Consider the following 25,764-nt stretch of genomic DNA (forward strand, 5'->3'; position numbering starts at 1 on the left):
GATAATTATTTGCATTTAAAAATAGCAGAGGCTATGTTTTATAGCACGTGCTATAAATGATGAATAAATCATCCCTCAGAGAGTCATATGATGCCCAGAAAACTCAGGATAAAACAGATAATCACTCTCGCCGGTATCGCTCTGGCTCTGCTGCAATTCCCCGCTCATGCCCAAGAAAAATTCAAAGCTGTCACAACGTTTACTATTATCGCGGATATGGCTAAAAACGTGGCTGGCGATGCTGCAGACGTTGAGTCAATAACTAAACCAGGGGCAGAGATCCATGAATATCAGCCAACGCCAGGTGATATTCGCCGGGCGCAAGGCGCTAATCTGATCCTCGCCAACGGCATGAATCTTGAACTCTGGTTTGAGAAATTTTATCAGCACCTTAATGGCGTACCGGAAGTTATCGTCACAACCGGTATTGAGCCAACAGGAATAACGGAAGGGCCTTATAACGGTAAGCCGAATCCACACGCCTGGATGTCACCTAAAAATGCGCTGATTTATGTTGATAATATTCGCGACGCATTCGTGAAATATGATCCCGACAATGCAGAAACCTATAAGAAAAATGCCGAAGTCTATAAGCAGAAAATCAGCCAAACTATCGAACCGTTACGTCTTGAGCTGGCAAAAATTCCTGCGGATAAACGCTGGTTGGTGAGCAGTGAAGGTGCCTTTTCTTATCTGGCGCGCGACCTTGATATGAAGGAACTATATCTGTGGCCAATTAATGCCGATCAACAGGGTACACCGCAGCAGGTACGTAAAGTCATTGATACCATTCGTCAGCACAATATACCGACTATATTTAGTGAAAGTACCATTTCAGATAAACCCGCTCGCCAGGCAGCACGTGAGTCAAAAGCACATTATGGCGGCGTACTGTATGTCGACTCCTTAAGTACGGCTGATGGTCCGGTACCGACTTATCTGGATCTGTTACAGGTCACCACCAGCACTATCACCGACGGGATTAATAAAGGGATGCAAAAATGAGTCACGCGCCAGGCATTGTGGTGAAAAATGCAAGTGTCACTTATCGTAACGGCCATACCGCGCTGAGGGATGCAAGCTTTGAGATCCCTACAGGCACCATTGCCGCACTGGTTGGCGTGAATGGCTCCGGTAAATCGACCCTGTTTAAAGCGATTATGGGTTTTGTTCGTCTGGCCCAGGGGAGCATTTCTATCCTCGGTCAGCCGACACGCCAGGCCCTGCGCCGTAATCAGGTATCTTATGTGCCCCAGTCAGAGGATGTCGACTGGACCTTCCCTGTGTTGGTTGAAGATGTGGTGATGATGGGCCGGTTCGGTCATATGGGTATGCTGCGTATCGCCAGCAAAGCGGACAAGCAGGCTGTGGATTACGCCCTGGAACGTGTAGGTATGATTGAGTACCGTCACCGACAAATTGGTGAACTTTCTGGCGGGCAAAAAAAACGCGTCTTCCTTGCTCGTTCTATCGCTCAGGATGGTCAGGTTATTTTACTGGACGAGCCATTTACCGGGGTTGATGTCAAAACTGAAGAGCAAATCATTCAACTGTTGCGTGAGCTGCGTAATGAAGGCCGTACCATGCTGGTTTCTACCCATAATCTGGGCGCCGTTACCGATTATTGTGATTACACCGTACTGGTAAAAGGGACCATCCTGGCCTATGGCCCGACTCAAGAAACCTTTACCCAGGAAAATCTTGAAAAGGCATTTAGCGGTGTACTCCGTCATGTCAGATTAACCGGTTCGGAAACCAGCGTACTCACCGATGATGAACGCCCGTTTATCCGCATTCCGTCGAAGGAGGAGTAAGTTGATATCCTTGCTGCTTGAGCCTTTTAGCTACGACTATATGTTCAATGCCATCTGGGTCTCTGCCCTGGTGGGCGGAGTCTGTGCATTTCTCTCTTGTTATTTAATGCTAAAAGGCTGGTCGTTGATTGGTGACGCCCTCTCCCATTCTATCGTACCGGGTGTTGCGGGTGCTTATATGCTGGGGCTGCCTTTTTCCATTGGGGCATTTTTTTCTGGCGGGTTGGCTGCCGCGACCATGTTATTTTTAAACCAGCGCACGAAGCTGCGGGAAGATACAATAATTGGTCTGATCTTTTCTTCCTTCTTTGGGCTTGGGCTTTTTATGGTCTCACTCAACCCAACCTCAGTGAATATTCAAACCATTGTGCTGGGTAATATTCTGGCGATAGACCATTCAGATATTATCCAGCTCGCGATTATTGGTTTCGTTTCACTGGCAATTTTGCTACTGAAGTGGAAAGATTTGATGGTGACATTTTTCGATGAAAATCATGCGCGTTCCATCGGACTTAATCCCGTCTGGTTAAAAGGACTCTTCTTTACTCTGCTTTCTGTCACTACCGTTGCAGCTTTACAAACCGTAGGTGCATTTCTGGTGATTTGTATGGTTGTGACCCCGGGAGCCACCGCTTATTTGCTCACTGACAGATTCCCAAAACTGCTGATGATATCCGTGACGCTGGGTACACTGACCAGTGCGGTGGGCACCTGGATTAGCTATTTTCTTGATGGGGCAACCGGGGGAATTATTGTTATTTTGCAAACGCTGATATTTCTTAGCGCTTTCTTATTTGCACCAAAACACGGTTTGTTAGCCAGTCGTCGTCGGGCACATCTGAACAGGGAGTCTGCATGATGAGCGTAGTAGAAACCTTGCTTTCGCCCTTCCAGTTTAGTTTTATGATCAATGCTCTGGTGATGACAACCCTGGTGGCTATTCCTTGCGCTTTGCTCTCATGCTTCCTGGTACTAAAAGGTTGGGCACTGATGGGTGATGCAATGAGCCATGCAGTATTTCCGGGAATTGTGTTGGCCTGGATGGTCGGTCTGCCACTGGGAGTCGGTGCCTTTGTTGCCGGTCTCTTTTGTGCGCTCGCTACCGGTTATTTACAGGAAAATAGCCGTATTAAGCGTGATACCGTGATGGGAATTGTCTTTTCCGGAATGTTTGGAGCCGGTCTGGTACTGTACGTTTACCTCAAACCAGAGGTCCATCTCGACCATATTCTGTTCGGTGATATGCTTGGCGTCAGCTGGAACGATATCTGGCAAACTGCGGTCATTGTCGTGATTACTGCGGTGATTGTCCTGGTGAAATGGCGTGACTTGTTACTGCATGCCTTTGATCCTGTTCAGGCCCAGGTTTCTGGTTTAAACGTTAAACTGCTGAACTATGGTTTGCTGTGCCTGGTCTCCCTGACCATTGTTGCCGCCTTAAAAGCCGTAGGGATCATTCTTTCCATTTCACTGCTGATTGCGCCCGGAGCGATAGCTTCGTTATTAACACGGACCTTCTTTTCAATGATGGTCGTGGCACTGCTCATCGCCATTTCATTTTCGTTTATTGGCGTTTACTTATCCTTTTTTATCGACAGTGCACCTGCGCCAACGATAGTGGTATGTCTCTCTGTGGTGTTTATTTTTGCCTTTATCTGGTCTTCTGTCCGGCAACGTCGACTGGAAAACCGTACCCGTCTATCCTGATAACTACCGGCAAGAGTGCCTGTTCTCTTGCCGGTAGTTATCATCCTGTCATTCGCTACAACTTGCCGACGCCGCCATCCAGCAGTAAATGAGTTCCGACGATAAAAACAGGCTCATCAGAAGCAAGAAATACCGCGGCTTTTGCCAGTTGCAGCGTGGTGCATCCCATCACTCAGAAAGAGCTGACGCGCCAGTTACGCCAGTTTGAAATGCGCGGACTGGTGAACTAATAATTCATCCACCATAGCACCACCCAAGCGCATCGCAGAACAGATACGCGGCATACCCAAAGAGATACTGCGCCAAGTCTGAGTGACTGAGTAGCTGACCGGATGCTGTTCAATATGGCAGGTATCTCCCAGCCAGGCGAGTGCCTCTTTATATTCCAGGGCACCCGCTGAAGTCGGTGTTGTCAGCCATTCATGGTAATAATGACGCGTGTGAGACGAAGCCCTGGTCTCATCAGCCAACTTACCGATAACACGTTCTCTGACTTCTTCAATCAAACGTGTTTTCTGTACATCATCAGCGAGTATTATCGCCTCCCCAAATTCTCCCCAGTAAAGCTCCTGAAGTGCAACATAACAGCGTCCGGCGGGAGAAAATGGATAGTAATTCCCATGCTCCCAATGCGTGAGTACCTGTTCATAGTGTTTTCGCCCACGCTCCACCAGGTTAATGCTTTGCAGCTGACTTTCAATTTGTTCCAGTTTGAAAGCCAGTTGAGTTTGTAACTTATCTGGCAATAAATGTCCGTCAAAGGCTCCCGCACTGGTAAAGGTTGCCGTTTGTTCCAACTGGAGCAGCTTTTCTCTGACCAATCTGGTTGCTAAATAACCTGGTTCCAGACGCGTCATAAACTCCGTTAGCCAGGATATTGTTGTTCTGGAGTGAGGCGTAAACACACTTTCCAAACCGCGCTGTACATCCTGGTATTGCGCTATCAGCTGGCTGCGCAGGTTTTCGTAAAATGACTTACTTTGCTGAGTATGTCGGGGCTGACGCACCATCCCAATACCCAGAGCAAAATCAACAATAAATTTTTCGTTAATACAAGCTAACGTTCGGCCGGAGCCGGCCGGTACAAAATGCTTCATGGTTTCTCCGCTGAAGAAAGCATCCGCAGATCCTTATGCAGTAAGCGAGTATCTTCATGAATATGATGTACTGTTCTGATGAAATGTTTAAGCTGATTTTGTAATGAGAGCTGTACGGTTTCACTCTGTTGCCTGGCAATCAGGCTTTGCGCCAGGTTGCTACGAATAGCATCCAGAGAATGGGAGAAATCAGCCATCAATAGCGACACACTCTCAGCCACCGATGCATTAAGTTGTGAGCTAATAACATGACGAACATGCACCAGGTAATCAGTAATATATTGATGTAATTTCTGATTCAGCGATTTTAAGTCAATGCAATAAAGCGTCTGCACGGGCTGTTTGCTTTCAGTATGCCCTTCACTGTTGTTCAACCAGCGCGCTAACATATCCCGCATACCGCCTTGGGGAGATGGAACTTGCTGGTATTCAATAACATTAGTAAAGATATGGTGGGTATTGGAGTGCAGTTGATTGGTTTCCAGGGGTGGCAACTTAACCTGAGCACGGAGCCCAACGTCTGCCAGTTCATCACTGACACGTTTCTCAATCGGCTTTAATGCTTCATGTAAACTATTTGTTAGCATAACCTCCAGGTGACTCAATGAAGACTTCAGATCTGCGGTAATTGTTTCCAATGCGGTGAACAATAGCCTTTCTCCGGATACCCGAATTTTAAGCAGTAAAGTACGTGCCTGAGTTTCATTATCAAGGGTGATATTTTCACTTCCGGGCGCAAAATCTCTCCGTTGTTCTGAGACAGCCGATGATGAAATATCAAACCTGTCGCCTACGATTAATCCCTCGCGAAAATAGTCATTCATCGCATCATGCAGCCGGGATTCAATATGATTAATGTTGTTATTAATCACCGTTAGTGTTGCGGTGGTTTTTTGCTGGATAGTTAAATCAAGATCCTGACGCGTATTCTTCAGCCACAGAGCATCTTGCTCGAGGCGAGTAATTTTATGCTGCAAGCTATCGTTGGTGACTTGCAAGCCCTGAGAGCGAAACTGTAAATATCGCCCTGCATCTTGAGTAAAATCAATTAATTTATGGCAGGCAGAAAACAGGGCATATTGCGCAGCATTGGCGTGGGCTGTGTGTAAGATATTTTCAATTGCTGGACCAAGCAGAGAGTCTTCCCATAAAAGATTAGCGGCGTGACGAACAATATTTTCATCAGCCAGATCCTCATTGCGCCAGCGTCGCCCCAGTGCTTCTTCGGCAAAATCTTGTACCCAACTGTGCGTATCCACTGGCGGCAGAGATCCTCGTTTGTCCAGCTCATAGCGAGTACGATTCGCAAGGTATCCCCACATACTGGACACGGGAAATACTCGGTCTGCACTGATAGTACCTTTCATCAGCGTTGCAGCTACCATGGCTTTAACCTGAAACTCATCATCACTATTACGATCTTTTTGATCGAACTTATTCACTAAGATAGTGAGTGGGGTAGACTTTGAAACACGCTGAATAGCCAGTCTGACTTCTTCATCAGATACCGATTTTAACTGGGTATAATCCATAATAGCCAGAATAGCCGAAGCCTGAGCAAGCTGCTCATTCAGCATTTCTTGCAAATGGGGTTGCCCTGCTTCATTGGGTCCTGGAGTATCAAGTAATGTTAACTGCCCCTGACCATCATTCAGGCCGGCAAGATGCACAAACTCTACTTCAATAAAGGGGATATGCTCAATTACAGCATAGGATTTAAAGGGAAATGGCACTTCCAGCGCAGCAGCCAGTCGTACTAAATCATTTAAACTTTTCAGGCAGTGAAAGATAGGTCTGGCACCCAAGTATTGACTCTCAAAACGAGTGCCTTCAATAATTCTGTCGAGCAATGCGTCCATATCCCGATCAACTTCCAGCTTCTGTGCCAGGCTCTGCCTGTCTGCTCCTGACAGTTTTTCTTGTAACTCACTCATTAAAGTTTCAATTGGCAATACATGAGGAAAGTGGAGGATAGGCTCATGTTGCCCTTGAGTGTGACGAATCAACGTTGGCAGCGCAGTCATCGGACGATTACGGTTAGGCAGTACTTCAGTACCAATAATGGCATTGATCGTCGTTGATTTACCCGCCTTCATGGTACCGACAATGGCCAGAACCATTTCATGCTGAGTGACTTTGCGCAGTTCGTTTTTCAGCATATCCATCTGTATATCTATGCCAGCAGCACTAAATGTTAATGGCTGAATTGAAGAATCATAAGATTGTGACGAAATATCCTTATCATTCTGTAATGCCAGTGGCGCGATTTTTAACTTATTCAGATTGTGTAACGTGAGTTGTAATAATCGCTCTGCTTCTTGACTTAATTCGAAAATTGTTTGCGTACGCATAAAATCTTCCCTTAACTCAAATTTATCGAGTTCTTTAATGCCGGGCTTTTATTTTTATAATTAAAAATGGTTTGCTGTGATTAAATAACTTGTCAAATTTTTACTTGATGTTGCCCCACACAGTAATCCTTTTTTTAGGCTACTCTGCCTATTTTCTGGCGATATTATAGTAATAAGGTGGGGAGCCAATACTGCACGTTCGGAACAAACTGTTCAGGAAATTCAATATATACCCTGAATAATTCGAGTTGCTTCCAGATGCCAAGAGTTCAGGCAAGCGATGAACATAGATAAACTATGTGATTCGCCTGTCCTCATTACGACAATGCTCAAGCAGTTTGAAGTATGCCGCTTGCCGCTCAGCATAAACAACAATTTTCTGGTACCAGCCGGAACATGCTCAGAGAACTGACAGGAAGAACTACCTGACTTTAAATGAAATTGATATTTTAGCCACTATTCCATGCAGAATATTTTCAAGTTATGGCTGATCGTGCATGTTCTTCACATTAATACCTAATAACCATGTGGTTTTAGTGTATAATCCTGCGTTATTTTTGCAGTCGCTGACTGCTCTTTTTTATATCATTATCCTACCTTGAGGACCTGACAATGCCATTACCTCATTGCCCAAAATGCAATTCTGAGTACACCTATGAAGATAACGGAGTCTACATCTGCCCTGAGTGTGCCTACGAATGGAATGATGCTGCAACGGGAGAGTCCGACGACGTGTTAGTTGTCAAAGATGCCAATGGTAACCTGTTGGCTGACGGCGATAACATCACCATCGTTAAAGACCTTAAAGTTAAGGGCAGCTCTTCTATGCTCAAAATAGGTACAAAAGTTAAAGGTATTCGTCTGGTTGAAGGCGACCACAATATTGACTGTAAGATTGATGGCTTTGGCCCGATGAAGCTCAAGTCTGAGTTTGTAAAGAAAAATTAATCTGCCAAGTGTACGGTGAAAAGAAATTTTCACCGTACAATGGTCATATATCACAACCTTCTATTATCATTGACTTTTTCCTACGTTTAACCTTTTTGTTTTAAATAATAATCCCACTCTTATGCATGATATAACTCCTGCCATTTAGGTCTGTGCTTCTATTTTATTTTGACGCAAAATCGTATCTTTGATACCTGTCTGTTACCTCAATAGTTTGTTGTTATTTTATTACTGGGATCTGCTATGTCTGACCTGATGACGTTTACTGGAATTACTCCCGAGCAAAGCGATATTGTTTATGCTCTGATTTGTGAATTACGCCAGGATAAAAAACTGGATAGTCGGCTGATTAAGGAAGGCCTGATAGCTAATCTTAACGATCCGAATATTGCATATCAGTTCGCGTGGCTGGACAATAAAGTGGTGGGGTTTATTAGCCTGCAATTTCAGTTTCATCTTCATCATGCACGCTGGATAGCCGAAATTCAGGAACTGGTGGTAATGCCACAAGCCCGTAGTTTTGGTGTCGGTAAAGCATTACTCGCCTGGGCTGAACAACAAGCGCGTTATCGTCATGCAGAACTTTTGGAACTCTCAACGAGTACCAAAAGAGTGAATGCTCATCGATTTTATATTCGGGAAGGTTATCAGGCAACACACCTGCGTTTCACTAAACCACTTGCCTACGAATGATATCGTCGAATAATCAAATAGCTCTATACCAGATTGATTTATATTATTTTTCTATAAATAATGTACAGACTCTGTTACTAGGCTACAATATACAACTGAGTTTGAATAGAGATAAATGAATGATGAAAAAGATTGCTATCGTAACAATGCTCGGTGCGTTTCTGGTTTCAGGTTGTGCAGTACACACCGATGAGACCAGTGTGGGTAAGTTTGGCCTGGCTTATAAAAGTAATATCCAGCGCAAACTTGATAATCAATACTATACCGAAGCTGAAGCGTCCTTGGCACGTGGCAGAATATCTGGCGCGGAAGAGATAGTAAAAACTGATGCGACAAATTTCTGTGTTACAGAAGGCAAAAAAATGCAGATTGTTAACTTGACCACTGAAGGCGTTGGTCTGCATGGTGTTGCCCGTCTGACATTCAAATGTGAAGCTTAAAATATGAATATAAGACTGCCATCTGTCTTAACATTTTTACTTCTGGCGGGGTGCTCTGCTACACCATTAGTGGGCACTAGCAATGCTGTCAAAGAGATCGATGCAAACGAAGCTAAATCTTGTACCTTTGTGCAGTCTTTTATCGTAAAGAATGATAACCCACTGGATAAAAATTCAGACAATGATGTCAAAAATATTGCGATGAATCGTACAGATGTACTGGGTGGGAATGCGTTTTTAGTTAAAAATGAAGCCTTCTTACCCTCACCACTCAATATAGGTACAGTGATAGAACTTACCGGTGATGCTTACAAATGTCCTTAAGCAAACAGAGGTGAGTACCGTAGTCGTAAAGTATTATTTAACCTGTGTGCCTGTCCGGCACACTTATTGTCGATAGTCCCCCGTTGTACCTGCCTGTCTAATATTCATAGATATAAAACAGACTAATAACCGAGAGCTATTTTCTTGGCGGCATTTTTATCTCATATTTGATTCCTGGCCAAATAAGTACTGTGAGTTTATCTGCTTATACCCAAAATAATTCGAGTTACTTGTAGGCACCCAGTTCAGCCCGTCGATGAGCATAGATAAACTCTGTGATTCACGGGCTGGACGCAGACAACACCCAAGCAACTTGAAGTATGACGGGTATATAAATGGCCGATTTAAATGAGGGTTATTACAAGACCTAAAAAATAAATTAGTTTTTAAAATAAGAATTGGGAAACTGAAATATAAAATAAATTCAGTTTCCCAACCATCAACACACCACCTGATTACTCATAAAGCATTGCTTACTTGGCGATAATGAAACGTGCGTCATTTTCAATAAAGGTTTTAGTCGCAGGTGCAGCGCCAGTAATAGAACCGAAGTTCAGCTGCGCACGCAGTTTCCAGCTTGCAGGTACATTCCATTCAGCCTGAACATCGGCATCAACCAGTGGATTATAGTGCTGTAAGTTAACACCAAGACCTTTTTCAGCCAGTGCCAGCCATACTGCATACTGAGCAATAGCAGAACTGTGTTCTGACCATACAGGGAAGTTGTCAGCATAAGCAGGGAATGACTCTTGCAGCCCTTTCACCACGTCCTGATCTTCAAAAAACAGAACAGAGCCCGCAGCGGCTGCAAAACCGTCAATCTTATCTGAAGTAGGCTGGAATTTATCCGCCGGAACTCGTTTTCTTAATTGTTCACGAGTCAGTTCCCAGAATTTTTCGTGCTCTTTGTCCAGCAAGATCAGGGCGCGTGAACTCTGGGAGTTAAAGGCAGAAGGAGCCTGTCTAATGGCCTCTTTGATGATCTCAACGATAGCATCGTCACTCACCGGAAGTGTTTTTCCCAAGGTATAAGAAGTTCTGCGTTTTTCAGCAAGAGAGGCAAAAGTTCCTGACATATCAGCTCCTGATTTTCGTATATATACGGTTATAGTAAGAAATAGGTATTTTTGGTTTATATCCGTCATACTTCAAGTTGCTTGGGCGTTACCTTCGTCAATCCTGCCGAATCACATAGTTTATCTATGCTCATCGCCAGGATTGACTCTGCGCCTACAAGCAACTTGAATTATTTAGGGTATAGTTCGAAATCTAAAACAAGTATAAATATTTCAGTCAACAATACTTTACCGATAGTGGCGTTACTTAAAATACTCCCAAAATAAGACACCAAGAGCCAGCCCCACCAGGCGTACATGGTTGCAGCCGTTTAGGCAGGAACGGCGCACGGAGCGTACATGCAGTACATAGGGGTTTTGAGCACTGTACTGGGCCAAAATGGCAAATAAAATGGCCTGACAGGATAAGCTCTAAGCTAAGCTTAACCCTGTAAACGACACACCAGTCGTAAGCACAGACCTTCCTCATACTTATAGACTAGAATAGAACACTAAAGCCAACAACATCTGGTTCCCTATAGCGAAATTATTCGCATTCAAAGGAGTTTTATTAATGAAAAGAATATTCATCGCACTGGCCCTTTCTTGCTCTGCCCTTTCTGTTCACGCAGCTGAACCTCTCACCATCAGTAGCCTGGCAACAGATAAAGCGACGGCAGCAGCATTCAAAACGATGGTGGGCAGTCAAGACCTGCCGCAATGGGTCACTCAGGGTGGAACGACGAGCCAAAATCAGGATGTCGTTATCGATGGAAAAAAATATACTGTGCTGAACAGCTGCAAGCCTCATGACTGTGCCGCTGAGAGCATCGCTGTGCTGTATTCTCCGGAATCAAAAACTCTGGCTGGCGTATTTTCGCAGCTCGACGAACAAGCCGTCGTTCAGAAACTGACCTGGTTAAATATCAGTGATGATTTATCTATTGATGGTAAAACAGTCCTCTTTGCTGCACTGACAGGCAGCCTGGATAATCATCCGGACAGTTTTAACTTTAAATAATCGGTTTAAGGTGGCAGAAACTGCCACCTCTGATTACCGACAAAGAAAGGAAAAACCGGGTTTTTTCTTTCTTTGTCATGCGAAACAACCAATAGTAACGAGATAAATTAACACAAATCCTGCTCATCACTCCAGATGACCGCCTGGGCTGCAATCACTTCATTTTTATCTGAATTATAAGTGACTGAAGGACTACCATAGAGTTCATAGCCTAACTCCAGAGCCTCAGAGACTCGATGACAAAAAGTCGCATCATCCGGACCGGTAATTAACCGATAGGCTGGTAAATCTTGTGGTTTTACTTTTTTCATTTTGCTTCCTTACTGAGAAAGGAAATTAACAGGAATATTCATCATCTGCTCATCAACCTAATGGTAGTACGCAAGTCTCTGGCTGGCTATATGCCCACAGACTATGATTTCACCGCCGATTCTTCAGCCGGTTTTAATTTAAGCTTATATATTGGTAATAAAATAATAACGGATATAAATTATCAGGGCATTTATCAAGCTATCAGGCTATCCCACCCCAATGCTATGCCCCCTGGTGATTAAAAAGCAGCCATATTCACTTAGTTTTCTATATAAAACAGGATTTTCATCAAAAAATAAATCATAACCTATTGTTATGGAAAGACTTTAATCATTATTTTTTAACATGATTTTCAGCGTCGGACCATTTTCCAGATGATTATTAATCCAGCATTTTTAGCCATGTTTTTAATGCGTGATCTCCCCCTCAAAAAGTAAACAAAGCTCTCACCCCCTCTATGATTAACGTTTATTTGACATATTATTAACACACTAAAGGAGAGCCAAAAGCCATGAGCCAATTGAAAAAACATGCTATCCCTGCTGCGATTGCCGAACGTTGTCTGGTAAATCCAGAACAGTATCAAGCCATGTATCAACAGTCAGTTCAGGACCCGGATACCTTCTGGGGTGAGCAAGGAAAGATCCTCGATTGGATAACGCCTTATCAGAAAGTAAAAAACACTTCTTTCGCGCCAGGAAATATCTCAATCAAATGGTATGAAGATGGCACGCTTAATCTTGCCGCCAACTGTCTTGATCGCCATTTAGACACTCAGGGTGATGCCACAGCCATTATCTGGGAAGGCGATGATGCGACTCAAAGCAAACATATCTCTTATCGGGAATTACACCGCGATGTATGCCGTTTTGCCAATGTGTTACTTGCTCAGGGCATAAAAAAAGGCGATGTCGTTGCCATCTATATGCCAATGGTACCAGAAGCCGCTATCGCGATGCTCGCTTGCGCCCGTATAGGTGCGATTCACTCAGTTATTTTTGGCGGTTTTTCACCGGAAGCGGTTGCCGGGCGTATTATTGATTCCCATACTCGTCTGGTCATCACCGCAGATGAAGGCGTCCGCGCCGGACGAGCTATCCCGCTGAAAAAAAATGTCGATGAAGCCCTGAAAAACCCACAGGTTACCAGTGTTGATCGCGTAATTGTGCTTAAACGTACCGGTGGAAATATCGACTGGCATCAGGACCGTGATATCTGGTGGCATGAAACGATTGATCAAGTGAGCGATCAGCATACGCCCGTTGCAATGAATGCCGAAGACCCCCTGTTTATTCTCTATACATCGGGTTCAACCGGAAAACCGAAAGGTGTGCTGCATACCACAGGTGGATATCTGGTCTATGCTGCAACAAGCTTTAAATATGTCTTTGATTATCATCCGGGCGATATTTATTGGTGTACCGCCGATGTTGGCTGGGTCACGGGTCATAGCTATCTGCTTTATGGCCCACTGGCATGTGGTGCGACGACGTTGATGTTTGAAGGTGTTCCTAACTGGCCGAAACCGAATCGCATGGCTCAAGTTGTGGATAAGCATCAGGTCAATATTCTCTACACTGCGCCAACTGCAATTCGGGCCTTAATGGCTGAAGGCGATAAGGCCACTGAAGGCACCAGCCGTACTTCATTACGCCTGTTAGGGTCGGTCGGGGAACCTATTAACCCGGAAGCCTGGGAATGGTACTCCAAGCATATCGGGAATGGCCAGTGTCCGATTGTTGACACCTGGTGGCAAACCGAAACCGGCGGTTTTATGATAGCGCCCCTGCCAGGTGCGACCGAACTTAAGCCGGGTTCAGCCACACACCCATTCTTTGGTGTACAACCTGCAATAGTGGATAACGAAGGTAATCCTCTGTCCGGTGCAACTGAGGGTAATTTAGCGATTATCGACTCATGGCCAGGCCAGGCACGTACGCTGTTTGGCGATCACGAACGCTTTGAACAAACCTATTTCTCCACCTTTAAGAATATGTATTTCAGTGGTGACGGAGCACGTCGTGATGAAGACGGTTATTACTGGATAACCGGTCGAGTGGACGATGTTCTGAACGTTTCTGGTCACCGTCTGGGTACGGCTGAAATAGAGTCTGCTTTAGTTTCTCATCCAAAAATCGCTGAAGCCGCGGTAGTAGGTATTCCTCATAATATTAAAGGTCAGGCGATTTATGCCTACGTCACCCTAAATCATGGGGAAGAGCCGTCACCCGAGCTTTATACCGAAGTTCGTAACTGGGTACGTAAAGAAATAGGCCCGCTAGCCACACCGGATATTTTGCACTGGACGGATTCTCTGCCAAAAACCCGCTCAGGAAAAATAATGCGCCGTATTCTCCGTAAAATTGCCAGTGGGGATACCAGCAACCTCGGTGATACTTCAACGCTCGCCGATCCGGGCGTTGTCGAGAAACTGCTGGAAGAAAAGCAGACCTTAACCACTTCCTGATAACACCATAACATCATAACACCTGCGCCACCCTCTTCCTTTTGGGAGAGGGTATCATTCCCCATATAAGAACCCTGGAGGTTCTGCGATGAATGACGATATTTATCAACGGATAGAAAGTAATGCGCATTTCAAAGAACTCGTCACCAAAAGACAACGTTTCGCCGTCATGCTCTCATTACTCATGTTATTTGTTTATGTTGGCTTCATCTTACTTATCGCCTTCGCCCCCGCCTGGCTTGGCACGCCACTGCATTCCGGAACGACTGTAACACGCGGTATCCCCATCGGAATCGGCGTAATTGTTTTTTCTTTTATTCTCACCGGAATTTATGTCTGGCGAGCTAATGGTGAATTTGATCGTTTAAATCGTGAAATTCTGGATGAGGTAAAAGTTTCATGAAATATATTTTGACGATATTCACCTCCCTGCTTCTTAGTTTACCTGTCAGTGGTTTCGCTGCCGATGCACTTACTGGCGATGTCGAACGACAGCCCACTAACTGGCAAGCGATTGTGATGTTTCTTATCTTCGTACTGCTGACACTCTATATTACCTACTGGGCATCCCGACGTACCCGTTCACGTAGCGACTACTATACCGCTGGCGGTAATATTACTGGTTTCCAGAATGGTCTGGCGATTGCCGGTGACTTTATGTCAGCCGCTTCGTTTCTGGGTATTTCGGCGCTGGTCTACACTTCGGGTTTTGATGGTTTAATCTATTCACTCGGTTTTCTGGTGGGCTGGCCTATTATCCTGTTCTTAATTGCCGAACGTCTGCGTAATCTGGGACGTTACACCTTTGCAGATGTAGCATCTTATCGCCTGAAACAAAAACCGATTCGAATTTTGTCTGCCTGTGGTTCTCTGGTGGTCGTGGCTTTATATTTGATAGCCCAGATGGTCGGTGCCGGTAAGCTTATTCAGCTGTTATTTGGCCTCAATTACCATATTGCTGTGGTGTTAGTTGGCGTACTGATGGTGCTTTATGTTCTGTTTGGCGGCATGCTGGCAACCACCTGGGTACAGATAATTAAAGCCATTCTGCTGTTATTCGGCGCCAGTTTTATGGCTTTTATGGTTATGAAGCATGTCGGTTTTAGTTTCAATAATCTGTTTAGCGAAGCCATCGCTGTACATCCTAAAGGGATTGCTATTATGAGTCCCGGTGGACTGGTCAAAGATCCTATCTCAGCACTCTCGCTTGGACTCGGCCTGATGTTTGGTACTGCTGGTTTACCGCATATTCTGATGCGTTTCTTTACCGTCAAAGACGCGCGTGAAGCACGTAAGAGTGTGTTTTATGCTACGGGTTTTATGGGTTACTTCTATATCCTGACCTTTATTATCGGCTTTGGCGCTATTGTTCTGGTCAGCGCAAATCCGGCCTTCAAAGATGCCGCTGGCGCGCTGATTGGCGGTAACAATATGGCCGCCGTTCACCTGGCTGATGCTGTAGGTGGAAGCCTGTTCCTTGGTTTTATCTCTGCGGTGGCCTTCGCCACAATCCTCGCGGTGGTTGCCGGACTGACGCTTGCGGGTGCTTCTGCGGTATCTCACGACCTGTATGCTAACGTGTTCCGCAAAGGAGCCAGCGAACGTGATGAACTGAAAGTATCAAAAATTACTGTACTGGTACTTGGAATAGTGGCAATTCTGCTAGGTATTTTATTTGAAAATCAGAATATCGCCTTTATGGTCGGTCTGGCCTTCTCTATTGCCGCCAGCTGTAACTTCCCTATTATCTTGCTGTCCATGTACTGGTCAAAACTGACCACCCGAGGAGCAATGATAGGTGGCTGGCTTGGACTCATAACCGCAGTTGGGTTAATGATCCTCGGCCCGACTGTTTGGGTGCAAATCCTTGGTCACGAGAAGGCAATATTCCCTTATGAGTACCCGGCGCTGTTTTCTATTCTGATAGCCTTTGTCGGTATTTGGGTATTCTCGGCCACTGACAATACGGAACAGGGTAAACTAGAACGCGAAAAATTCCGTGCTCAGTTTATTCGTTCGCAAACCGGAATAGGCATTGAGGAAGGGCGTTCACACTAACGAGGCAGATTAAACGATACCGGGAGCAAAGAGCTCCCGGTACATTACAGTTCATTATTCTTGTTCGATTAATAATGTCTCAAGCAAATCAAGGTCATGAAGTAATTTCTTCAGCGTCTCGTTGCTGATTTGTTTGGTCGCGCGGAGATGATAGAGCTCACCACGCTCAGAACGTAATGCCGCCAGACGGAAGCGTCGTTCCAGGTTCTCTTCCAACTCGCTGTTATCCGCATTTTTACTGCCATCAATACGACGACGCAGGTTACCAATAACCCGGGAACTGACTTCTTTGAGTAACTGGTTATCGATATTCTCCTTAGCATCCGCCGATAAACGCTCTTCCATTTTTTGAATAGTTACGATGGCGACTTCTCCAGTTGCCGCCCGAGCCAGACGCTCTTCTTTACGCATCAACAGTGGATCACCCATATCAACATGCCTGAGCAGGATAGGCAGCATAATGACCCCGGCAAATAACGAGAACAAAATAACGCCTGCAGCAATAAATATCAGCTCATAACGTGCCGGGAATGGCGTACCATCTAACAGAAATAACGGGATGGAAAGGACACCCGCCAGCGTGATAGCACCACGAACCCCCGCAAATGATGCAATAAACAACTCACGAGTCGTAAACGAACCAAAGGCCAGCGGGCGTTTTTTCATAAATTGATGGCTGATCTGTTTCATCGCCCATAACCACAGAAAACGCAGTGCAATCAAGGCAAAATAGATAATGACCACATCCAGGAAGAGCATCCATAACTCAACATTCGGATCAGCATTCGCCGCACTGATTGAGGTTTCAAGGATGCCCGGAAGCTGCAAGCCTAATAGCAAGAAGACCATACCGTTAAACACAAACTCCAGCATCGCCCAGACACTGTTGGCACGTAAACGCATCGCCAGAGGCGCATTACGTAGCACACCGGCACGGGTGATAGTCATCCCTGCCGCCACTGCTGCCAGGATACCAGAGACACCAATATGCTCAGCTATCAGGTAAGATGCGAAAGGCAGTAACAGTAACAGCAAAATTTGCGTCGCAGGTTCGTCGCCATTATAACGGCTCATCAGACGCATTGATTTACCGTACAGCCAGCTGATAGCAATTCCCGCCAATAAACCACCGATGGCAACTTTAAAGAATTCTAATGAGGCCCCTCCGACGGTGAAAGCCATGCTTCCTATCGCCACAGCAACAGCCAGTTTAAGGGAAACCAGACCAGAAGCGTCGTTCATTAACGCTTCACCCTGCAGAATTCCCATAATCCGCTTCGGTATTCGTCCTTCACCCACGATACCAGACAAGGCTACAGCATCCGTCGGTGACAGTACCGCAGCCAGAGCAAATGCAGGTACTAATGGTATCCCCGGCACCATAAAGTAAATCAGGAGGCCTATCCCAACGACAGTGACTATGACCAAAACTAAAGCCAGACCAATGATTTCCCGTCCCTGTCCCAAAAACTCATTCACCGGCGTTTTCCAGCCATCTGCAAATAGCAGCGGTGGGATAAACAGCAGTAAAAAAAGTTCGGGATCAAATTCCACATGCAGGCCAAAATGAGGCCAGGCAAGCAGTGCGCCGATGCCAATTTGCATCAGGGGGAGAGGGACCTGAAAAGGTAATATTTTTGTTATCACGCCTGAGAGTGATACCACAAGGGTCATAATGAGAATAGTAAAGAAAATTTCCATGCTTTCCTTAGTTCCAATATCGGTAAAAAATTATCTTAAAGCTAAATTTAGATGAGCGTCATTTCCTGTCTTTAACAGAGATGAGAGTAGAGTCCGGACATATCATTCTATATTGCATCGGCCAGCCTCCTGCACACAACTCTGTAGCTAAAATAATTCGCGTTGTTTGTAAGTATCCAGGCCCGCCCGTCAATGAGCATAAACAGGCGCTGCGGTTCGCCGGAATGAAGGCAGGCAACTTGAAATATGGCGGATATATACCACTACCTTTTCAAAAGCGACCTGTTTGTGGTCAAAAACAATATAGAGAATAGATAACATGGTCATTTTTACTGATGTCTTTCGCTAAAATACGCTCCTGAAAGCAAGATGCTGAGTCTGTTTTTAACTTCATCGTAAACTCAATTTGCATCCTTATTCCCCTCTCATTTTCACGATAACCTTCTAAAAAAAAACTAGTTACATCCTAAATAATTCGAGTTGCTTGTAGGCGCCAAGTGCATGCCTTCGATGAGCACAGATAAACCATGTGATTCGCGACATGAACGCTGGCAACGCCCAGGCAACCTGAGATATGACGGGTATATCGTGATAATACGGAGATTAATGAATGAATAAGTTCAAAAGTACCTTGCTTGCGACCACTCTTATTATCTGCACTGCCAGTGCATTCGCAGCACCCGCTGATAAAGGCAGACCAATATGCCATAATAATGAGCGCCCTGGTTTGATGGGCCCATCACCTGTTCCGCCGTTATATTTAATATTGCAGCAACCTGATTCCCCGAATGAAACCCTGAACAATGCTGTCAAAAATCTCCCCGCTCTGGAAAAAGGAAAACGCTACGAAATAAACTGGAAGTGAAAGAATTACCTCTGGCCCCTCAACCCATGCCTGCATCTCAGCAATGAGACTAAAAGCCCTCGCCCCCTGAACTTACCCTACTAAGAGGGCTTTCTCTTTCTGATTCAGAAGCAAATGTCGCCGATGAAGGGCTCTTCTGCCAGAATTTAAGAATAAAATTTAAAAGAGAGAACGAAAACCTGGGGGACGAGTTACCAAAGGTAACTCGTCTGGAGAAAAGCTAGATGGCCCAGCCACCCGCGTAAAATACAACCAGTGCAATGGCTATCACCACAGTACCGATATTCAATTTACGCCATTCACCCGCCACAACACGGCCAATAACCAGAGAAGCAAAACCAATCATAATTCCGGTAACAATGTTACAGGTCAGTACAATAAAGACTGCCGTAATCAATCCGGTCATCGCATCAACAAAGTCAGCAAAATCAAGTTTCGAGACATTGCTTAACATCAGTAAACCGACATACATCAGAGCAGGTGCCGTTGCGTAAGCAGGAACCAGGTAAGACAGTGGTGACAAGAACAGGATAAACAGGAATAGCACGCCCACAGTCAGCGCTGTCAGTCCTGTTTTACCTCCTGCAGCAGTACCCGCGGCAGACTCAATATATACCGCGGCCGGAGCAGCACCGACAAAACCTGAAAATACGCTACTGACCGAGTCAGTGGTCAGGGCTTTACCGCCATTGATAATCTGGCCGTCTTTATCCAGCAAATTTGCCTGGCCTGCAACGGCACGGATAGTTCCGGTAGCATCAAAGACCGCTGTCATGACCAGCGCAAAAACACTTGGCAGTACAATCGGATCCAGCGCACCAAGGATATCAAGGCTACCAACTAGCGAGTGCCCGGATTCATCTTGCAAAGAAGGCATTGCGAAGATACCGGTGAAATGTACCGATGGATCAAAAATCATCCCCAGAATCGAGATAACAATGATTGTCAGCAGAATACCGCCAGGGACACGTAATTTTTCCAGACCAATGATAGCGGCCAGGCCTGCCAGAGACATAATGACCGGGAAGCTGGCAAAATCTCCCAGAGCAACAGGAAGACCATCCAGTGGGTTTTTGACCACCAGGCCGACGCCGTTAGCGGCTATCAATAACAGAAATAAACCAATACCGATGCCCGCACCATGCGCAACCCCCATCGGTAAGTTACGCAAAATCCAGCTACGGATCCCGGTGACAGAGATAATGGTAAACAGTACGCCCATCAGAAACACAGCGCCCAGCGCAACAGGCACACTGATACTTTGTCCCAGCACCAGGCTAAATGCCGTAAATGCGGTCAAGGAAATAGCACACCCAATCGCTAACGGCAGGTTAGCCCACAGCCCCATCAGAATGGAACCTAGACCAGCAACCAGACAGGTAGCGACAAAAACGGCTGTTGGTGGAAAGCCCGCTTTGCCCAGCATACTCGGCACAACAATGACCGAATAAACCATGGCAAGAAATGTCGTCAGACCAGCAATCAGTTCCTGGCGAACGGTACTACCACGCGCAGAAATTTTAAACCAGGCGTCGAGAGAACCGCCGGCACGTGGAGAAGGAGTAGACATACGAAACATCCCCTGAGATTTTTAGGATTCGACTTATCTGTGCGAGGAAAAACTGACGTTATTCGTTGTTCTGCTCTTCTGACAAATCACGGGTCAAAAAAAGCAAACGTTTACCTGCACACAGACAATGCGTGTATTTGCCCTGAATAATTCGGATTGCGTTCAAGTGTAAAGTTATCGAGTCGATGAACATAAACAGACTATGTGATTCAACTTGATAAACGAAGACAACACCCGGGCAACGTGAAATATGACGGCATAAAGTGAAAGCAAACGATTATCTAGCGTTATTACAGGGATTTTCAACCTGAGTTTGCTGGTTTTCGTTAATAAAACGACAATACGGTCATTTTATCGCCACAACATGCGCAAACGTTATCGTTTATGCGTAACGGGATAACAAAAAAATCACATCTGCCGTTTTATCTCAGGCTCAGGCATCGCAAGAAATGAATAACATCAGGAAGAGGCTATTCGTCCAGAAGCAGCCGCGCTCCGGTTCCTTCATCACCCAGTTTATCGCCCGGATTTCGTAGCGGACAATCCACTCCCGACAGACACCCGCAGCCAATACAGCCATCTAACTGATCGCGCAGAGCAATCAACATACGGATACGGCTATCCAGCTCTTCACGCCATGTTGAAGAGAGATTCTTCCAGTCATTTTTATTAATCACATGGCCATCAGTAAATGCGCTAAAAGCATCACTCACCGTACTTAATGGCAAACCAATACGTTGTGCCACTTTGATGATACCGACCGTTCGTAGCACATCACGCCGGTATCGCCGCTGATTACCTGCATTTCTGGTACTACTTATAAGCCCCTTACTTTCATAGAAATGCAAGGTTGAGACCGCAACACCACTCCGTTTCGCAACCTCGCCAGGGGTGAGTAGCGCCTTAATTCTCTTTTTTTTCTTTTCCAAAATACGCTTTACCTCAAGTTAACTTGAGGAATTATACTCCACAAAAAAGTAATCGGCTAATCTGTAATAGAGGATAATTTATGGCGCATCAGGATATTATTCATACGTTAACTGAGTGGATTGACTCCCATATTGACCAGCCACTTAATATCGATGTCGTGGCAAAAAAATCAGGATATTCAAAATGGTATCTACAGCGAATGTTTCGCACCGTGATGCGTCAAACCCTGGGTGATTATATCCGCCAGCGTCGTCTGCAAATGGCCGCAGAAGAACTCCGTGCCACAAAGAGACCTATTTTCGATATTGCGATGGACTATGGGTATGTATCGCAACAAACCTTTTCCCGCGTCTTCCGTCGCGCATTTGATCGCACTCCCAGCGACTATCGCCATCAGTGTTAGTCTTTCCGGAACCGCCGACAGACATTCGTACTCTTGTTCGGCGGTCGGCTATGGGTGACGACCCATTCGTTTAATCTCCAGAATTCTGTCCCGGCCCCTCATACCCTTCCCTGTCTTCGACGGTCCATAATTAGCGCGACTCAGATCGACCTTGTAATCGATTGTCACAATAAAAAAGTGTGATAGACTTCACATATCAAAGCCAAGTAATCACTTTTATATTTTAATGCTTGTTCATTGACGGTCGATCATCCTTACGGCCTGTATTGATGAATCTGCTTTAGAGGAACCATTTTATGGGGACAATCACTGCTGGTGTCGTATTAATGCGCTGGCCGCTAATCAGTGCGACGCTGATGTTTATGGCAAGTACACTCAACATAAAGCTACGCCGGTCACACTACCCTGCTCTTGCTATTATTAGCACAATGATGGGTGTCAGTGCTTCATGCTGGTTTGCGACCAGCCTGCTTGGTTTGACCAGCGCAGAGATGGCCACCAGCTGGATGGCGGTTAAAGATACGGTGATTGAAGTGATGAGCCAAACGCCCCCAACCTGGCCACTACCTTAGCAACACAGACTTTGTTTAAATCCTGCCATCTGGCGGGATTTTTCGTTTATCGATATCCTGCTGTGTGAATAACCTGCCTCTGACGAACAACCAAGCGATGCCGCCCGCTTTCTGGATTCAGTCATAAATAATTAATATTGCATCTACGTTACAGAAGACAGATTTATATTTTCCACCACATTATCTGTTTGATTGGCGCTCTATTCTCTTAATAACAGCCGACTTAGCAATATAACGGGATACCTTATCAGGTATGTTTGCCATCTTCTCTTTCTGGTCAGGCCAGATATTAAAAACGATGATTATTAGATACCTGACACTCATTTTTTATTTTCCCCGCTGACCATATGCACACAAACTACATGGTTATTACAAAAAACAACAATAAGCATATGTTTTTATTGATGAAAATTAATGATTGAGCAACGGGGTAAAAAGCCATATATTGTCGTCGTTTTTATATGCCGTAGTTCCCTTTTAAATTAATTCAACCGGTGAGCTTTAGCCTCCGGTTGTAGGAGAGATATGATGACGGATAAAGTCCGTATTGACACTTTAGATGCACAATCTGCAAAAACCACCAACGAAACTTATTTAGCAAGACAAGCTGAATTTGAATCTAATGTCAGAAGCTACCCACGCAAATTACCTTTTGCGATAGCTAAAGCTCAGGGTGCATGGATTACCGACGTTGAAAACAATCATTATCTTGACTGTCTGGCTGGTGCCGGAACATTAGCACTTGGCCATAATCATCCTGACGTTCTGCAGAGTATCCAAGATGTCATTACCAGCGGCTTGCCGTTGCATACTCTTGATCTTACTACCCCATTAAAAGATGAGTTTTCTGCTTATCTGCTCTCTTTACTGCCAGGTCAGGGTAAAGAGTATTGCCTTCAGTTCTGTGGCCCGTCTGGCGCGGACGCCGTAGAAGCGGCAATTAAAGTGGCGAAAAAACATACCGGCCGCAGCGGCATTATTAGCTTCTCTGGTGGTTACCATGGTATGACTCACGGTGCACTGTCAGTGACCGGCAACCTGTCACCAAAAGAAGCTATTCACGGTTTAATGCCTGAAGTTCAGTTCCTGCCTTATCCTCACGAGTACCGTTGCCCGTTAGGTGTTGGTGGTGAAGCGGGCGTTGCCGCTCTGAGCTACTACTTTGACAACTTAATCAATGATGTTGAAAGTGGCGTGCGTAAGCCTGCCGCGGTGATCCTTGAAGCCGTTCAAGGCGAGGGTGGCGTTAACCCTGCTCCTGCTGCATGGCTGCAACGTATCCGTAAAGTGACCCAAGAACACGGCATTTTATTGATTATCGATGAAGTTCAGGCTGGATTCTCCCGTACCGGTAAGATGTTTGCCTTCGAACACGCAGGCATTGAACCCGACATTATTGTTATGTCAAAAGCCGTCGGTGGTGGCTTGCCATTAGCCGTGCTTGGCCTGAAAAGAGAGTTTGATGCCTGGGAACCTGGCCACCACACTGGCACCTTCCGTGGCAATCAGTTAGCCATGGCGACCGGCCTGACCACGCTTAAGTATCTGAAAGATAAAAAAGTTGCCAATAAAGTTGCGCAGCAAGGCGAGTGGTTAAAAGATAAACTGAAACAGCTACAAAAACGCTATCCGGCTATCGGACATGTCCGTGGTCTGGGCTTAATGCTCGGTCTGGAAATAGTTAAGCCAGGAGAAGCACAGGATCATATGGGTTGCTACCCGGCAGATGGTGCTGTCTCTGCGCTAATTCAGAAAAAATGCTTTGAACATGGTTTAATTCTGGAGCGTGGTGGTCGCGGGGGTTGTGTTTTACGCCTGCTGCCATCCCTGCTTATCACCGATGATGAGCTGGAAATCTTCCTGAGCAAATTTGAACAGGCTCTGTTAGCTGCTGGTGTTAAACCAGTCTGAGTGGACTGGTCTGAGTGGAGTCGTACCAAATGTCACAAATAAATCCAATTCTGGCCTCGTCAGCACAAAGCATTGAAGCTTATCAGCAGGCGATTACGCAAAGTACCCAGGCAGTCATGCAGTGGTTACAGCAGCCAGAAATGTATCAGGGCAAAACCGTTGCTGAATTACGCGAACGTATTGCACTGGATTTTAATCCTCAGGGCCTGGGTAACCAGGCTGCTATTGAACGTGCAATTGAGTACTTTCTGAAAGACAGTTTGTCAGTGCACCACCCACAATGCGTGGCGCATTTACATTGCCCAAGCCTGGTGATAAGCCAGGCTGCTGAAGTACTGATCAATGCAACCAACCAGAGTATGGACTCTTGGGATCAAAGCCCGTCAGCCACCATTATCGAGATGAAGCTGATTGAATGGCTACGTGCCCAGGTGGGTTATACCGCTGGCGACGCAGGTGTGTTCACCAGCGGCGGCACACAAAGCAATCTGATGGGTCTGATGCTGGCGCGTGATGCCTTTTTTGCGCGCCAGGGGCATTCGGTACAGCAGGACGGTTTAATCGGTAATCTGAAGAAAATTAAAGTCTTCTGTTCTGAAAATGCACACTTCTCTGTGCAAAAGAATATGGCTTTACTGGGCTTTGGTTATCAGTGTGTGACACTTATCAAGACAGATAGCTTTGCCCGCATGGATCTCGATGATTTAGCCGAGAAAATTGCCCAGGCTGAAGCGAATGACGACCAGATCATGGCGATTGTCGCGACCGCAGGTACCACCGATGCCGGTGCTATCGATCCGCTCGCTGACATTGCCCGCCTGGGTGCGCAACACAATATCTGGGTGCATGTTGATGCGGCCTGGGGGGGCGCTCTGCTGCTGTCTGAGAAGTATCGTCATTACCTTGATGGTCTTGAGTTGGTTGATTCTGTTACGCTGGATTTCCATAAACAGTTCTTCCAGACCATCAGCTGTGGCGCATTCTTGCTGAAAGATGAGCGTCACTATGAACTGATGCGTTATCAGGCGGCTTATCTGAACTCCGAGTTTGATGAAGAACAAGGTGTACCGAATCTGGTTTCCAAATCACTGCAGACAACGCGTCGTTTTGATGCTCTGAAACTGTGGATGGGACTGGAAGCACTGGGACAGAAACAGTATGCCGCTATTATCGATAGCGGTGTGACTCTGGCTCAACAGGTTGCACAGTACATCGAAGAACAGCCATCACTGGAGCTGGTTATGCAGCCTCAGCTGGCGAGCGTTCTGTTCCGCTACCGTCCGGCTTCACTGGCACAAGCAGATGACGCAAGTATTGCGCTGCTGAACCAGAAAATAGGTGATGCCTTGCTCGCTTCCGGCCGCGCTAACCTGGGTGTGACTGAGCATAACGGTATAACCTGTCTTAAAATGACCTTATTAAATCCTGTGGTGACACTGGAAGATATTAAGCGTCTGCTGGAGCTGGTTGACGTTACTGCTGCGCCGCTGATTGCTGGCTAATAGCAAAAGCTGTAAACAAGGCC

24 protein-coding genes and 1 pseudogene are annotated in these 25,764 nt (G+C 45.8%); 17 read left to right on the top strand and 8 right to left on the bottom strand.

The genetic code is table 11. From position 1 onward, the window contains the following. Positions 1–90 precede the first annotated feature (90 nt). Genes Q1A40_RS08165 through Q1A40_RS08180 form a run of 4 tightly spaced genes read left to right on the top strand, consistent with a single transcriptional unit; the run spans position 91 to position 3,521 of the window. Positions 91–1,005, top strand: coding sequence for a metal ABC transporter substrate-binding protein (locus Q1A40_RS08165; protein ID WP_299999246.1), 915 nt, complete (start codon positions 91–93; stop codon positions 1,003–1,005). Then, a complete protein-coding gene (locus Q1A40_RS08170) occupies positions 1,002–1,814 on the top strand; it encodes a manganese/iron ABC transporter ATP-binding protein (RefSeq protein WP_299999136.1) in 813 nt (270 codons plus the stop codon). Before Q1A40_RS08165 ends, Q1A40_RS08170 begins: the two co-directional genes overlap by 4 nt. Positions 1,815–1,818: 4 nt before the next feature. Next, the gene (gene sitC / locus Q1A40_RS08175) at positions 1,819–2,673 is read left to right on the top strand and encodes an iron/manganese ABC transporter permease subunit SitC (protein WP_299999248.1); all 855 of its coding nucleotides are present in this window, start codon (positions 1,819–1,821) and stop codon (positions 2,671–2,673) included. Next, positions 2,673–3,521 carry a metal ABC transporter permease gene (locus Q1A40_RS08180; RefSeq protein ID WP_299999249.1) on the top strand — a complete coding sequence of 283 codons (849 nt, stop codon included), beginning with the start codon at positions 2,673–2,675 and terminating at the stop codon, positions 3,519–3,521. Before sitC ends, Q1A40_RS08180 begins: the two co-directional genes overlap by 1 nt. A 55-nt stretch (positions 3,522–3,576) precedes the next feature. Here the strand turns inward: Q1A40_RS08180 and Q1A40_RS08185 are convergent. The 3 genes and pseudogenes from Q1A40_RS08185 to Q1A40_RS08195 form a co-directional block, all read right to left on the bottom strand. Further along, a pseudogene (locus tag Q1A40_RS08185) lies at positions 3,577–3,681 on the bottom strand (short-chain dehydrogenase); the annotation flags it as partial. A 34-nt stretch (positions 3,682–3,715) separates the two neighbouring features. Next, complete coding sequence (locus Q1A40_RS08190; protein WP_299999138.1) at positions 3,716–4,618, bottom strand: diguanylate cyclase regulator RdcB family protein; 903 nt, start codon at positions 4,616–4,618, stop codon at positions 3,716–3,718. Continuing rightward, positions 4,615–6,969 carry a dynamin family protein gene (locus Q1A40_RS08195; RefSeq protein WP_299999139.1) on the bottom strand — a complete coding sequence of 785 codons (2,355 nt, stop codon included), beginning with the start codon at positions 6,967–6,969 and terminating at the stop codon, positions 4,615–4,617. Before Q1A40_RS08195 ends, Q1A40_RS08190 begins: the two co-directional genes overlap by 4 nt. A gap of 612 nt (positions 6,970–7,581) precedes the next feature. Between Q1A40_RS08195 and Q1A40_RS08200 the strand changes: the two genes are divergently transcribed. The 4 genes from Q1A40_RS08200 to Q1A40_RS08215 all read left to right on the top strand — a co-directional run bounded on the left by Q1A40_RS08200 (position 7,582) and on the right by Q1A40_RS08215 (position 9,374). Next, positions 7,582–7,917, top strand: coding sequence for a zinc ribbon domain-containing protein YjdM (locus tag Q1A40_RS08200; protein ID WP_299999141.1), 336 nt, complete (start codon positions 7,582–7,584; stop codon positions 7,915–7,917). A gap of 243 nt (positions 7,918–8,160) precedes the next feature. Continuing rightward, on the top strand, positions 8,161–8,610 hold the full coding sequence (gene phnO, locus Q1A40_RS08205; RefSeq protein WP_299999144.1) for an aminoalkylphosphonate N-acetyltransferase: 450 nt from the start codon (positions 8,161–8,163) through the stop codon (positions 8,608–8,610). A gap of 122 nt (positions 8,611–8,732) precedes the next feature. Continuing rightward, on the top strand, positions 8,733–9,050 hold the full coding sequence (locus Q1A40_RS08210) for a hypothetical protein (RefSeq protein WP_299999250.1): 318 nt from the start codon (positions 8,733–8,735) through the stop codon (positions 9,048–9,050). A 3-nt stretch (positions 9,051–9,053) separates the two neighbouring features. Then, positions 9,054–9,374 carry a hypothetical protein gene (locus Q1A40_RS08215; protein WP_299999146.1) on the top strand — a complete coding sequence of 107 codons (321 nt, stop codon included), beginning with the start codon at positions 9,054–9,056 and terminating at the stop codon, positions 9,372–9,374. A 473-nt stretch (positions 9,375–9,847) separates the two neighbouring features. On the opposite strand, the gene Q1A40_RS08220 is transcribed toward Q1A40_RS08215, so the two are convergent. Then, positions 9,848–10,450 (bottom strand): nitroreductase family protein, encoded by a 603-nt coding sequence (locus tag Q1A40_RS08220; protein ID WP_299999147.1) that lies wholly within the window; start codon positions 10,448–10,450, stop codon positions 9,848–9,850. Between the two features lie 553 nt (positions 10,451–11,003). Here Q1A40_RS08220 and ivy point away from each other — a divergent pair. Continuing rightward, positions 11,004–11,450, top strand: a complete 447-nt coding sequence (gene ivy / locus Q1A40_RS08225) for an Ivy family C-type lysozyme inhibitor (RefSeq protein WP_299999149.1) — start codon at positions 11,004–11,006, stop codon at positions 11,448–11,450. Positions 11,451–11,557: 107 nt separating this feature from the next. Here the strand turns inward: ivy and Q1A40_RS08230 are convergent, their stop codons facing one another. Then, the gene (locus Q1A40_RS08230; protein ID WP_299999151.1) at positions 11,558–11,761 is read right to left on the bottom strand and encodes a DUF1737 domain-containing protein; all 204 of its coding nucleotides are present in this window, start codon (positions 11,759–11,761) and stop codon (positions 11,558–11,560) included. A gap of 512 nt (positions 11,762–12,273) precedes the next feature. On the opposite strand from Q1A40_RS08230, the gene acs reads away from it, so the two are divergent. The 3 genes from acs to actP all read left to right on the top strand — a co-directional run bounded on the left by acs (position 12,274) and on the right by actP (position 16,287). Further along, entirely contained in the window at positions 12,274–14,229 is a 1,956-nt protein-coding gene (acs, locus tag Q1A40_RS08235; protein ID WP_299999153.1) for an acetate--CoA ligase, read from the top strand. Between the two features lie 88 nt (positions 14,230–14,317). After that, complete coding sequence (locus tag Q1A40_RS08240) at positions 14,318–14,632, top strand: DUF485 domain-containing protein (protein ID WP_299999155.1); 315 nt, start codon at positions 14,318–14,320, stop codon at positions 14,630–14,632. Next, positions 14,629–16,287 carry a cation/acetate symporter ActP gene (actP, locus tag Q1A40_RS08245; RefSeq protein WP_299999157.1) on the top strand — a complete coding sequence of 553 codons (1,659 nt, stop codon included), beginning with the start codon at positions 14,629–14,631 and terminating at the stop codon, positions 16,285–16,287. The genes Q1A40_RS08240 and actP overlap by 4 nt, the downstream gene beginning before the upstream one ends. Before the next feature lie 54 nt (positions 16,288–16,341). Here actP and Q1A40_RS08250 read toward each other — a convergent pair whose 3' ends face one another. After that, a complete protein-coding gene (locus tag Q1A40_RS08250) occupies positions 16,342–17,988 on the bottom strand; it encodes a Na+/H+ antiporter (RefSeq protein ID WP_299999159.1) in 1,647 nt (548 codons plus the stop codon). 610 nt (positions 17,989–18,598) lie between these two features. On the opposite strand from Q1A40_RS08250, the gene Q1A40_RS08255 reads away from it, so the two are divergent. Beyond that, positions 18,599–18,853, top strand: a complete 255-nt coding sequence (locus Q1A40_RS08255) for a hypothetical protein (RefSeq protein WP_299999162.1) — start codon at positions 18,599–18,601, stop codon at positions 18,851–18,853. Positions 18,854–19,073: 220 nt separating this feature from the next. Here the strand turns inward: Q1A40_RS08255 and Q1A40_RS08260 are convergent, their stop codons facing one another. Together Q1A40_RS08260 and soxR are read right to left on the bottom strand one after the other, a co-directional pair. Beyond that, positions 19,074–20,423 (bottom strand): NCS2 family permease, encoded by a 1,350-nt coding sequence (locus Q1A40_RS08260; protein ID WP_299999164.1) that lies wholly within the window; start codon positions 20,421–20,423, stop codon positions 19,074–19,076. A 470-nt stretch (positions 20,424–20,893) separates the two neighbouring features. Next, complete coding sequence (gene soxR, locus Q1A40_RS08265; protein WP_299999166.1) at positions 20,894–21,352, bottom strand: redox-sensitive transcriptional activator SoxR; 459 nt, start codon at positions 21,350–21,352, stop codon at positions 20,894–20,896. A gap of 80 nt (positions 21,353–21,432) precedes the next feature. Between soxR and soxS the strand changes: the two genes are divergently transcribed. The 4 genes from soxS to Q1A40_RS08285 all read left to right on the top strand — a co-directional run bounded on the left by soxS (position 21,433) and on the right by Q1A40_RS08285 (position 25,741). After that, positions 21,433–21,756, top strand: coding sequence for a superoxide response transcriptional regulator SoxS (gene soxS, locus Q1A40_RS08270; protein WP_259052694.1), 324 nt, complete (start codon positions 21,433–21,435; stop codon positions 21,754–21,756). A 296-nt stretch (positions 21,757–22,052) separates the two neighbouring features. Further along, complete coding sequence (locus tag Q1A40_RS08275; RefSeq protein ID WP_299999169.1) at positions 22,053–22,328, top strand: YjcB family protein; 276 nt, start codon at positions 22,053–22,055, stop codon at positions 22,326–22,328. 528 nt (positions 22,329–22,856) lie between these two features. Then, the gene (locus Q1A40_RS08280) at positions 22,857–24,239 is read left to right on the top strand and encodes a diaminobutyrate--2-oxoglutarate transaminase (RefSeq protein WP_299999252.1); all 1,383 of its coding nucleotides are present in this window, start codon (positions 22,857–22,859) and stop codon (positions 24,237–24,239) included. A 29-nt stretch (positions 24,240–24,268) separates the two neighbouring features. Next, positions 24,269–25,741 (top strand): aspartate aminotransferase family protein, encoded by a 1,473-nt coding sequence (locus Q1A40_RS08285; protein ID WP_299999171.1) that lies wholly within the window; start codon positions 24,269–24,271, stop codon positions 25,739–25,741. Positions 25,742–25,764: the final 23 nt, after the last annotated feature.

The sequence above is a fragment of the uncultured Cedecea sp. genome, assembly GCF_947498825.1.
In the GTDB taxonomy this organism is placed as follows: Bacteria; Pseudomonadota; Gammaproteobacteria; order Enterobacterales; family Enterobacteriaceae; genus JGM124.

What these genes read in the sequence shown, in the direction of transcription:
- Q1A40_RS08280 (WP_299999252.1), top strand. Translation starts at nt 22,857, where the DNA reads ATGACGGATAAAGTCCGTATTGACACTTTAGATGCACAATCTGCAAAA.
- actP (WP_299999157.1), top strand. Translation starts at nt 14,629, where the DNA reads ATGAAATATATTTTGACGATATTCACCTCCCTGCTTCTTAGTTTACCT.
- Q1A40_RS08215 (WP_299999146.1), top strand. Translation starts at nt 9,054, where the DNA reads ATGAATATAAGACTGCCATCTGTCTTAACATTTTTACTTCTGGCGGGG.
- Q1A40_RS08230 (WP_299999151.1), bottom strand. Translation starts at nt 11,761, where the DNA reads ATGAAAAAAGTAAAACCACAAGATTTACCAGCCTATCGGTTAATTACC.
- Q1A40_RS08210 (WP_299999250.1), top strand. Translation starts at nt 8,733, where the DNA reads ATGAAAAAGATTGCTATCGTAACAATGCTCGGTGCGTTTCTGGTTTCA.
- Q1A40_RS08200 (WP_299999141.1), top strand. Translation starts at nt 7,582, where the DNA reads ATGCCATTACCTCATTGCCCAAAATGCAATTCTGAGTACACCTATGAA.
- Q1A40_RS08190 (WP_299999138.1), bottom strand. Translation starts at nt 4,618, where the DNA reads ATGAAGCATTTTGTACCGGCCGGCTCCGGCCGAACGTTAGCTTGTATT.
- Q1A40_RS08165 (WP_299999246.1), top strand. Translation starts at nt 91, where the DNA reads ATGCCCAGAAAACTCAGGATAAAACAGATAATCACTCTCGCCGGTATC.
- acs (WP_299999153.1), top strand. Translation starts at nt 12,274, where the DNA reads ATGAGCCAATTGAAAAAACATGCTATCCCTGCTGCGATTGCCGAACGT.
- Q1A40_RS08240 (WP_299999155.1), top strand. Translation starts at nt 14,318, where the DNA reads ATGAATGACGATATTTATCAACGGATAGAAAGTAATGCGCATTTCAAA.
- Q1A40_RS08275 (WP_299999169.1), top strand. Translation starts at nt 22,053, where the DNA reads ATGGGGACAATCACTGCTGGTGTCGTATTAATGCGCTGGCCGCTAATC.
- Q1A40_RS08285 (WP_299999171.1), top strand. Translation starts at nt 24,269, where the DNA reads ATGTCACAAATAAATCCAATTCTGGCCTCGTCAGCACAAAGCATTGAA.
- Q1A40_RS08220 (WP_299999147.1), bottom strand. Translation starts at nt 10,450, where the DNA reads ATGTCAGGAACTTTTGCCTCTCTTGCTGAAAAACGCAGAACTTCTTAT.
- phnO (WP_299999144.1), top strand. Translation starts at nt 8,161, where the DNA reads ATGTCTGACCTGATGACGTTTACTGGAATTACTCCCGAGCAAAGCGAT.
- Q1A40_RS08250 (WP_299999159.1), bottom strand. Translation starts at nt 17,988, where the DNA reads ATGGAAATTTTCTTTACTATTCTCATTATGACCCTTGTGGTATCACTC.
- Q1A40_RS08255 (WP_299999162.1), top strand. Translation starts at nt 18,599, where the DNA reads ATGAATAAGTTCAAAAGTACCTTGCTTGCGACCACTCTTATTATCTGC.
- Q1A40_RS08170 (WP_299999136.1), top strand. Translation starts at nt 1,002, where the DNA reads ATGAGTCACGCGCCAGGCATTGTGGTGAAAAATGCAAGTGTCACTTAT.
- Q1A40_RS08260 (WP_299999164.1), bottom strand. Translation starts at nt 20,423, where the DNA reads ATGTCTACTCCTTCTCCACGTGCCGGCGGTTCTCTCGACGCCTGGTTT.
- Q1A40_RS08195 (WP_299999139.1), bottom strand. Translation starts at nt 6,969, where the DNA reads ATGCGTACGCAAACAATTTTCGAATTAAGTCAAGAAGCAGAGCGATTA.
- soxS (WP_259052694.1), top strand. Translation starts at nt 21,433, where the DNA reads ATGGCGCATCAGGATATTATTCATACGTTAACTGAGTGGATTGACTCC.
- Q1A40_RS08180 (WP_299999249.1), top strand. Translation starts at nt 2,673, where the DNA reads ATGAGCGTAGTAGAAACCTTGCTTTCGCCCTTCCAGTTTAGTTTTATG.
- ivy (WP_299999149.1), top strand. Translation starts at nt 11,004, where the DNA reads ATGAAAAGAATATTCATCGCACTGGCCCTTTCTTGCTCTGCCCTTTCT.